The sequence below is a fragment of the Geodermatophilus pulveris genome (genome assembly GCF_900188375.1).
Taxonomy (GTDB): Bacteria; Actinomycetota; Actinomycetes; order Mycobacteriales; family Geodermatophilaceae; genus Geodermatophilus; species Geodermatophilus pulveris.
In genome coordinates this window covers 49,477-57,400 of the sequence record NZ_FZOO01000014.1, presented here as the reverse complement: position 1 = coordinate 57,400, position 7,924 = coordinate 49,477, and the positions used below count along the sequence as shown (strand labels likewise).

Below are 7,924 nucleotides of genomic sequence, written 5' to 3'. Positions count from 1 at the left end.
AGTTCGTCAGCGAGACCATCGGCATCCACGACGTGGAGACCGCGTTCGACAAGATGCACCGCGGCGAGGTGCTGCGCAGCGTGGTCGTCCTCTGATGACCGCCCGCATCGAGAAGGCCGTCGTCTCCGGCGTGTTCAGCCTGGACGGGCAGGACTTCGACGTCGACAACAACGTCTGGCTGGTCGGGGACGACGAGGAGGTGCTCCTCGTCGACGCCCCGCACGACGCCGCCCCGATCCTGGCCGCGGTCGGCGGGCGCCGGGTGACCGCGATCGTGCTGACCCACGGGCACAACGACCACGTCACCGCCGCCGTCGACCTGCGCGAGGCCACCGGGGCGCGGGTCTGGGCGCACCCGGCCGACCGGATGCTCTGGGACGTCGTGCACCCCGGCACCGCCCCGGACGCCGACCTCGCCGAGGGCACCAGGTTCACCGTCGCCGGCACCACGCTGACCGCCCTGCACACCCCCGGGCACTCCCCGGGCAGCACCTGCCTGCACGCCCCGGACCTGCGGGCCGTCTTCACCGGCGACACGCTCTTCCACGGCGGGCCAGGCGCCACCGGCCGCTCGTTCAGCGACCACCCGACCATCGTCCGGTCGATCCGCGACCGGCTGCTCACCCTGCACGGCGACACCGTCGTGCACACCGGGCACGGGCCGGACACCCGCATCTCCGCCGAGCTGGGCAACGTCCGCTGAGCGCCGGTGGCACGCGCCACGCGGGCCGGGCGCCGGCCGCCGGTAGGCTCGTGGGGTGCCTCGCGGTGACGGACGGCTGACGCACGACCTCGACCCCCAGTTCCCCGGACCCCAGGACGCCTGCGGCGTCTTCGGGGTCTGGGCGCCGGGGGAGGAGGTCGCCAAGCTGACCTACTTCGGTCTCTACGCCCTGCAGCACCGCGGCCAGGAGGCGGCGGGGATCGCCGTCTCCGACGGCGCCTCGGTGGTGGTCTACAAGGACCTCGGGCTGGTCAGCCAGGTGTTCGACGAGGCCACGCTCGGCAGCCTGCGCGGCCACCTCGCCGTCGGGCACACCCGGTACTCCACGACCGGGGCCTCCACGTGGGAGAACGCCCAGCCCACCTTCCGGACGACGGACGCCGGCACCGGGCTGGCGCTGTGCCACAACGGCAACCTGGTGAACACCGCCGAGCTGGCCTCCCGGGCCGCCGACGCGGGCGTGCCCGGCGCGTTCACCTCCACCACCGACTCCGACCTGGTGACCGCGCTGATCGCCGCCCGGCCGGACCTGCCGGTCGAGGCCGCCGCGATGGAGGTGCTGCCGCAGCTGCGCGGCGCCTTCAGCTTCACCTTCATGGACGAGACCACCCTCTACGCCGCCCGCGACCCGCAGGGCGTGCGGCCGCTGGTGCTGGGCCGGCTGGAGCGCGGCTGGGTGGTCGCCAGCGAGACGGCGGCCCTCGACATCGTCGGCGCCTCCGTGGTGCGCGAGGTGGAGCCCGGCGAGCTGATCGCCATCGACGAGGACGGCCTGCGCAGCCAGCACTTCGCCGCGGCGCAGCCGAAGGGCTGCGTGTTCGAGTACGTGTACCTGGCCCGGCCGGACACCACGATCAGCGGCCGCGGCGTGCACGCCGCGCGGGTGGAGATCGGCCGGCGGCTGGCGCGGGAGCACCCGGCCGACGCCGACCTGGTCATCTCCGTGCCGGAGTCCGGCACCCCGGCCGCCGTCGGCTACGCCGAGGCCTCCGGCATCCCCTACGGCATCGGGCTGGTCAAGAACTCCTACGTCGGGCGGACCTTCATCCAGCCCAGCCAGACCATCCGGCAGCTGGGCATCCGGCTCAAGCTCAACCCGCTGCGCGACGTCATCCGCGGCCGGCGGCTGGTCGTCGTCGACGACTCGATCGTGCGCGGCAACACCCAGCGCGCGCTGATCCGCATGCTGCGCGAGGCCGGGGCGGTCGAGGTGCACGTGCGGATCTCCTCCCCGCCGGTGAAGTGGCCGTGCTTCTACGGCATCGACTTCGCCAGCCGCGCCGAGCTGATCGCCAACGGCCTGGACGTCGACGGCGTGCGCGCGTCGATCAACGCCGACTCGCTGGCCTACGTCTCCGAGCAGGGGCTGATCGCGGCCACCGAGCAGCCGGTCAACCGGCTGTGCACGGCCTGCTTCACCGGCTCCTACCCGATCCCGCTGGCCGAGCCGACGGTGCTGGGCAAGCACGTGCTCGACGGCATCGAGCGCCGCGCCGTCACCGGCTGGACCGGGCAGCAGGCGGGCAGCGCGACCGTGCCGGGTGGTGCGGACGACGCGCTCAGCCGCCCGTGAGCCGGCCGTTCACCTACGCCGCCTCCGGCGTCGACATCGACGCCGGCGAGCGCGCCGTCACGCTGATGCGCAGCGCCGTCGAGGCGACCCGCCGGCCCGAGGTGGTCGGCGGCCTGGGCGGCTTCGCCGGGCTCTTCGCACTCGACACCGCCCGGTATCGCCGGCCGCTGCTGGCCTCCTCGACCGACGGCGTCGGCACCAAGATCGCGCTGGCCCGGCAGCTGGACCGGCACGACACCGTCGGCATCGACCTGGTGGCGATGGTCGTCGACGACCTGGTGGCCTGCGGCGCCGAGCCGCTGTTCCTCCAGGACTACGTCGCCTGCGGCCGCGTGGTCCCGGAGCGGGTCGCCGCCGTCGTCACCGGCATCGCGACCGGCTGCCGGCTGGCCGGCGCGGCGCTGGTCGGCGGGGAGACCGCCGAGCACGGCGACCTCATGGCCCCCGACGACTACGACCTGGCCGCGACCGCCGTGGGCGTCGTGGAGGCCGACGCGGTGCTGGGCCCCGAGCGCGTCCGGGACGGCGACGCCGTCGTGGCGATGGCGTCGTCGGGCTTCCACTCCAACGGCTACTCGCTGGTGCGCCGGGTGGTCGCCGCGGCCGGCCTGGACCTCGCCGCGACGCCGGCCGGGCTGGACCGCCCGCTGGGCGAGGTGCTGCTGGAGCCCACCCGGATCTACGCGTTGGACTGCCTGGCGCTGGTGGACCGCTTCGGCGTCGAGGGCGTGCACGCCCTCGCGCACATCACCGGCGGCGGCCTGGCCGGCAACACCGCGCGGGTGGTCCCCGACGGGCTGGCGGCCGTGCTCGACCGCGGCACCTGGGCGCTCCCGGCCGCCGTCGCGCTGCTGGAGGAGCACGGCGTGCCGCGGGCGGAGACCGAGCGCGCGTTCAACTGTGGCGTCGGCATGGTCGCCGTCGTCGCGCCGGACGTCGCCGACGACGTCGTGGCCGGGCTCACCGGGCGCGGCGTGCCCGCGTGGGTCGCCGGCACCGTGGGCCCCCGGACCGGCGGGGACGCCGCCCGGCTGGTCGGCGCCCACCGCTGACAGACGACACCGCGACCCCCGGGGGAGTCGCGGTGTCGTCCGTTCGGCCCGTGCCGGTCAGGCGGTCATCGACTGGCCGCCCAGTCGTCGTCGGCGTCGTCGTCCGCCGCCCAGCGATCGGTGTACTCGTCGTCCTCGTCGTCGTCGTCCGTGCTCGCCCGGGAGGGGGCGGTGTAGGTCGACGGCGACCCGGCCAGCTCGCGCTGCAAGGCGGAGAGGTCGGTGTTGGGTGAGCTGTACTTGAGCTCACGGGCCACGCGTGTCTGCTTGGCCTTCGCTCGGCCGCGCCCCATCGGCTCGACCCCCTCGTTACGGAGTGCGGGAGCCCGGCTCCGGGCTGGACGGCCCGCGTGGCGACCCCGACTGAGTGACTCTGTCCCGAGCGAGCTTACGACACGTACCGACGACCGGCACGGGTCTCCCCCTGCTGTCGCCCGACCGGGGTCCGCTCAGCGCGGCAGCCGGATGGTGGCCAGCCGGCCGACCGAGGCGATCCGCTCCTCGGCCAGCCGGTCGGCGGCCACGGCGGGGGAGACGTCCGCCTCGTCCGCGGCCCGGAACACCTGCAGCGCGACGTCGAAGATGCCGGCGGCCCGGGCCTCGGCGCGCGCGAAGGAGAACCCGTGCCGCTCGTCCTCCACCTGGATGACGCCGCCGGCGTTGACCAGGTAGTCGGGGGCGTACAGCACCCCGCGACGCAGCAGCTCGTCGGCGGTGCCGGCGTGCGCGAGCTGGTTGTTGGCCCCGCCGCAGACGATCTCGGCCTCCAGCGCGGCGACCGTCTCGTCGTCCAGGGCGCGGCCGAGGGCGCACGGCGCGTAGACGTCGGTGGGCGTGCGGACCAGGGTCGCGGTGTCGGACACGGCGTCCACCGCGGGGTGGCGGGCCAGCACCCGCTCCACGGCGCCGGCGTCGACGTCGGTGACCACCACGTCGGCGCCGTCCTCGACCAGCCGGTCGACCAGCCAGCTGCCCACCTTGCCCACCCCGGCGACCCCGACGGTGCGCCCGGCCAGCGACGGCTTGCCCCAGCGGTGCTGGGCGGCCGCCCGCATGCCCTGGAAGACGCCGTAGGCGGTGAGCACCGAGGAGTCCCCGCAGCCGCCGTGGGCGGTCGACCGGCCGTGCGCGAAGCGGGTCTCGCGGGCGACCACGTCGAGGTCGGCGTTGTAGGTGCCGACGTCGCAGGCGGTCAGGTAGCGCCCGCCCAGGGACTCCACGAACCGCCCGTAGGCCCGCAGCAGCGCCTCGGTCTTGTCGGTGTGCGGGTCGCCGATGATGACCGCCTTGCCGCCGCCGAGGTCCAGGCCGGCCAGGCTGTTCTTGTAGGTCATGGCCCGGGACAGGGCCAGCGCGTCGGCGACGGCGGCGTCCTCGTCGGCGTAGGGGTGGAAGCGGGTGCCGCCCAGCGCCGGCCCGAGCGCCGTGGAGTGGATCGCGATGACCGCCCGCAGGCCGGAGGCCCCGTCGGAGCAGAAGACGACCTGTTCGTGACCGGAGCGGAGTACGTCCACGGGGGGAGCCTAGATCGTGGACGTGCGCACACTCACAGCGTCGTACCGAATACCGGGGGCGGCGGCGCGCTTGTATGGAGCGCACCCCTTGTCAGCATGTTCGGAGAAGAAGCCGTGTTCCGCTCGTCCCGTCCCCGCCCCTCCTCGCAGCCGCGCGCCGCCCGCCGCACCCGTCACGGGCTCGCGCACGAGCTGGCCGGTTACACGTCGGCCGCCGAGCTGAACGACCTCGAGGTGATCGTCGAGGCCGGCCAGGCGGACGACCGCGGCGAGGTCGCCACCCTCCTCCGTCAGCAGGCGCACCGGCGGCTGTTCCGGACCCGCTGACCCGCTCAGGCGAAGGGGTCCTCCCCGGCCTCGATCCGCTCCGCGAACTCGGTGAGCGCCGCGAGGTCGGGGGTCGCCCCGACCGAGCGGACGACCTCCTCGAGGACCGGGCGCACCTCCGCGGCCGGCCGGCCGGCCCACTCGCGCGCCACCTCGGCCAACCCCGGGCGCGCGCGCTCACCCGGCTGCGCGGCCAGCCGCGCCGATGCCGGGCGCAGCAGGTCCAGCAGCCCCTCCTGCAGCCCCGGGCGGAACAGCGGCCTGCGTGCCATCGCGTCCTCCCGTGTCCCGCGCCGCCAGGCGCGCCGCCTCGCCGGGGATGACCGGCGTCGTCCCACTATCGTCCTGGCCCGTGACTCCTGGTGCCGGTCCTGTCGGGGTGGCGGTCGTGGGTTTCGGGTGGATGGGCCGCGCCCACGCCCAGGCCTACGCGCGCGTCCGGCACCACTACCCCGACCTGCCGGTCCCCGAGCTCGTGGCCGTCGCCGACGACGTCCCCGGCCGGGCGGAGGCGGCGGCGGCGCAGTTCGGCTTCGCCTCGCCGGCCCGGGACTGGCGGGCGGTGCTCGCCGACCCCCGCGTGGCGGCGGTCAGCATCACCGCGCCCAACTTCCTGCACCGTGAGATCGGCGTGGCGACGGCGCGGGCCGGCAAGCACGTCTGGATCGAGAAGCCGGTGGGGCTCACCGCGGACGACGCCCGCGCGGTCGCCGCGGCCGTCCGGGAGTCCGGTGTGCAGAGCGCGGTCGGCTTCAACTACCGGCACGCGCCGGCCGTCGCTGCCGCCCGCCGGCTGATCGCGGACGGGGCGATCGGCGCGGTCACGCACGCCCGGGTCCGCTTCTTCAGCGACTACGCGGCGCACCCCGACGGGGCGCTCACCTGGCGGTACGAGACCGCCCGCGGGGGCAGCGGCGTCCTGGGCGACCTGGCGTCGCACGCCGTCGACATGGTCCGCCACCTGCTGGGTGACATCGCCTCGGTGGCCGCGGACACGGCGGTGTTCATCGGCCGGCGGGTCCGGCCCTCCGGCGCGACGTCGGGGCACGCCCGTGCCGCGGGCGGCGAGCAGGGACCCGTGGAGAACGACGACTACGTCTCCGCCCTGCTGCGCACGACGTCCGGTGCGCGGGTCGTGCTGGAGGCCAGCCGCGTCGCCGTGGGCGAGCAGAACAGCTACGGCTTCGAGGTCCACGGCACCGCCGGCGCGCTGTTCTGGGACTTCCGCCGGATGGGCGAGCTCGGCGTCAGCCAGGGGGACGCCTACCAGGACCAGCCCGTGAGCACCGTGCACGTCGGCCCCGGCGCGGGCGCGTACGCCGCGTTCCAGCCCGGCGCGGGCATCGCCATGGGCTACGACGACCTCAAGGTGGTCGAGTGCGCCGAGTTCCTGCGGTCCGTCGTCGACGGCCGCCCGCACGGCACGAGCATCGACGACGCCGTCCACGCCGCGGTCGCACTGGAGGCGATGGCCGAGTCCGCGGCCGCTCGCGGCTGGGTCGACGTCCCGACCTCCTGAGGCCCGTCCCGCCCCCTGCCGCGGGGCCCCGCCCCCTCCGCCGGGCGCCCGATCACGTGACCCGGCCGGTTCCCGGGTCGATGGCCCTGTCGGCGCGGGGTCCGGGCGGGGAGGCTATTGACGACCCATGTTAGGCGTGTCACATTCTATATGTCAGTTTGTCCGAACATAGCGCCTCAGGGGCAGCCTCCCCGGTGGATCGCACGAGAGGAACGCACTCGATGAGAACTGTCAGGAAGCCGCTGCGGGCGCTGGCCGCCGTGAGCGTCCTCGGCCTGGTGGTGGCCGGGTGCAGCAGCCAGGGCGGTGCGCAGGACGAGGGCGCCCCCGCCGCGACCGAGGAGTACACCATCGCGATGGTCACCCACGAGGCCCCGGGCGACACGTTCTGGGACAAGATCCGCAACGGGGCGGAGGCCGCGGCCGCCAACCACAACATCACGCTGAACTACTCGGCGGACCCCGACGCCGGCCGGCAGGCCACGCTGGTCCAGAACGCCATCGACAGCGAGGTCGACGGCCTGGCGGTCACCCTGCCCACGCCCGACGCCATCGGGCCGGCCGCGCAGTCCGCGGTCGATGCCGGCATCCCGGTCGTGGCGTTCAACGCCGGCGGCGACCAGTACGCGGACTACGGCATCTCCATGTACTTCGGGTCGAACGAGGACCTCGCCGGTCAGGCCGTGGGCGCCCAGCTCGCCGAGACGGGGTCCACCGGCAAGACCATCTGCGTCATCCAGGAGCAGGGTCAGGTGCAGCTGGAGACCCGCTGCGCCGGGGTCGCCAAGACCTACCCCGACACCGAGATCCTCTACGTCAACGGGCGCGACCTCCCGTCGGTCCAGCAGACGATCGGCGCCAAGCTGCAGCAGGACCCCTCGGTCACCGCGATCGTGGCGCTGGGCGCGGACATCGCGCTGGCGGCCCAGCAGTCCAAGGAGGACGCCGGCAACGAGGCCGCCATCGCCACCTTCGACCTCAACCAGGACGTCGCCCAGCAGATCCAGGACGGCGGCATCGCGTTCTCGGTCGACCAGCAGCCGTTCGTGCAGGGCTACATGGCCGTGACCTCGCTGTGGCTGAACATCACCAACGGCAACGACATCGGCGGCGGTGGTCCGGTCCTCACCGGCCCGTCGATCGTCGACTCGAGCAACATCGACGCGATCCTGCCGTTCACGGAGAACAACACCCGCTAGTCCCGTCGGGGGAGCC

The 7,924-nt window shown here is 74.5% G+C and carries 9 protein-coding genes; 6 read left to right on the top strand and 3 right to left on the bottom strand.

Annotated features, from left to right (window positions below):
* Window positions 1-94 precede the first annotated feature (94 nt).
* The 3 genes from CHB98_RS20475 to purM are packed head-to-tail and all read left to right on the top strand — an operon-like array spanning window position 95 to window position 3,349.
* Window positions 95-703: an MBL fold metallo-hydrolase gene (locus CHB98_RS20475; protein ID WP_089307454.1), complete on the top strand. Its 609-nt coding sequence runs from the start codon at window positions 95-97 to the stop codon at window positions 701-703.
* A 55-nt stretch (window positions 704-758) separates the two neighbouring features.
* Window positions 759-2,297 carry an amidophosphoribosyltransferase gene (gene purF / locus CHB98_RS20470; protein ID WP_089307453.1) on the top strand — a complete coding sequence of 513 codons (1,539 nt, stop codon included), beginning with the start codon at window positions 759-761 and terminating at the stop codon, window positions 2,295-2,297.
* Window positions 2,294-3,349 (top strand): phosphoribosylformylglycinamidine cyclo-ligase, encoded by a 1,056-nt coding sequence (gene purM, locus CHB98_RS20465; RefSeq protein ID WP_089307452.1) that lies wholly within the window; start codon window positions 2,294-2,296, stop codon window positions 3,347-3,349. Before purF ends, purM begins: the two co-directional genes overlap by 4 nt.
* 65 nt (window positions 3,350-3,414) lie before the next feature.
* On the opposite strand, the gene CHB98_RS20460 is transcribed toward purM, so the two are convergent.
* Window positions 3,415-3,642: a DUF3073 domain-containing protein gene (locus CHB98_RS20460; protein WP_089307451.1), complete on the bottom strand. Its 228-nt coding sequence runs from the start codon at window positions 3,640-3,642 to the stop codon at window positions 3,415-3,417.
* Window positions 3,643-3,798: 156 nt separating this feature from the next.
* Entirely contained in the window at window positions 3,799-4,863 is a 1,065-nt protein-coding gene (locus CHB98_RS20455; protein WP_089307450.1) for a Glu/Leu/Phe/Val family dehydrogenase, read from the bottom strand.
* A 96-nt stretch (window positions 4,864-4,959) separates the two neighbouring features.
* Between CHB98_RS20455 and CHB98_RS20450 the strand changes: the two genes are divergently transcribed.
* Window positions 4,960-5,190: a hypothetical protein gene (locus CHB98_RS20450; RefSeq protein ID WP_143425151.1), complete on the top strand. Its 231-nt coding sequence runs from the start codon at window positions 4,960-4,962 to the stop codon at window positions 5,188-5,190.
* A gap of 5 nt (window positions 5,191-5,195) precedes the next feature.
* Here CHB98_RS20450 and CHB98_RS20445 read toward each other — a convergent pair whose 3' ends face one another.
* Window positions 5,196-5,462: a hypothetical protein gene (locus CHB98_RS20445; RefSeq protein ID WP_089307448.1), complete on the bottom strand. Its 267-nt coding sequence runs from the start codon at window positions 5,460-5,462 to the stop codon at window positions 5,196-5,198.
* 116 nt (window positions 5,463-5,578) lie between these two features.
* Here CHB98_RS20445 and CHB98_RS20440 point away from each other — a divergent pair, with 116 nt between their 5' ends.
* Both CHB98_RS20440 and CHB98_RS20435 read left to right on the top strand, forming a co-directional pair.
* Window positions 5,579-6,709, top strand: a complete 1,131-nt coding sequence (locus CHB98_RS20440; RefSeq protein WP_245821486.1) for a Gfo/Idh/MocA family protein — start codon at window positions 5,579-5,581, stop codon at window positions 6,707-6,709.
* Window positions 6,710-6,930: 221 nt separating this feature from the next.
* The gene (locus CHB98_RS20435; protein WP_089307447.1) at window positions 6,931-7,908 is read left to right on the top strand and encodes a substrate-binding domain-containing protein; all 978 of its coding nucleotides are present in this window, start codon (window positions 6,931-6,933) and stop codon (window positions 7,906-7,908) included.
* Window positions 7,909-7,924: the final 16 nt, after the last annotated feature.